Genomic DNA, 602 nt, shown 5'->3' on the forward strand with positions numbered 1-602 from the left:
GTTGGCGGTGGTGCCGTTGTCATCCACCACGGTCACGGCGAACTGTTCAGGCAGGCTGTTCGCGCCGTTGGCAGTGGGGTGGGCCTCATTGTCGACCAGGGTGTAGCTGTAACTGACCACGCCCGTGATCGCGTTGAACCCGGTGATGGTCAGCGTGCTGCCCAGCGGCGTGGTGATCGATTGCGGGAAGCCTGCGGCGACACCGTTGCTGACCACGGCAATGCCGCCGACGGTCAGAGTGGTGACACCGTCGAGCGCGGTGATGGTGAAGGTGCCGCTTTGGGTCAGGGCTGCGGAATCAGGTGTGCTGCCATCGCTGAGGTTTTTCTCGTAGACGGTCAGTTCACCGCCGTTGACGTCGAGGCCGTTGATGACCACTGGATCGTCGTTGTTGTGAATCTGCAGAACCAGATTCGCAGTGCTGGTATCGCCGTCGGCATCGGTGAGGGTGTAGGTGAACGTTTCCGTGCCGTTGCCGCCGCCGTGCAAGGCTTTGAAATCGGCGTCGCTGGTGTTCAGCGTGTAGGTGTAAGTGCCGTTGGCGTTGAGCACCAGCGTGCCGTAAGTGCCGGTGAACGTACCGGCAGTGATCGGCCCGGCAT

General features: G+C 62.0%; 1 protein-coding gene. It reads right to left on the bottom strand.

What is annotated here, in order from left to right; all coding sequences use genetic code 11:
• The coding region (locus AACY19_RS26775) for a VCBS domain-containing protein (protein WP_339454500.1) at positions 1–602 on the bottom strand (602 nt) is incomplete at both ends.

Source organism: Pseudomonas sp. EA_5y_Pfl2_R50 (assembly GCF_963970475.1).
Taxonomy (GTDB): domain Bacteria; phylum Pseudomonadota; class Gammaproteobacteria; order Pseudomonadales; family Pseudomonadaceae; genus Aquipseudomonas.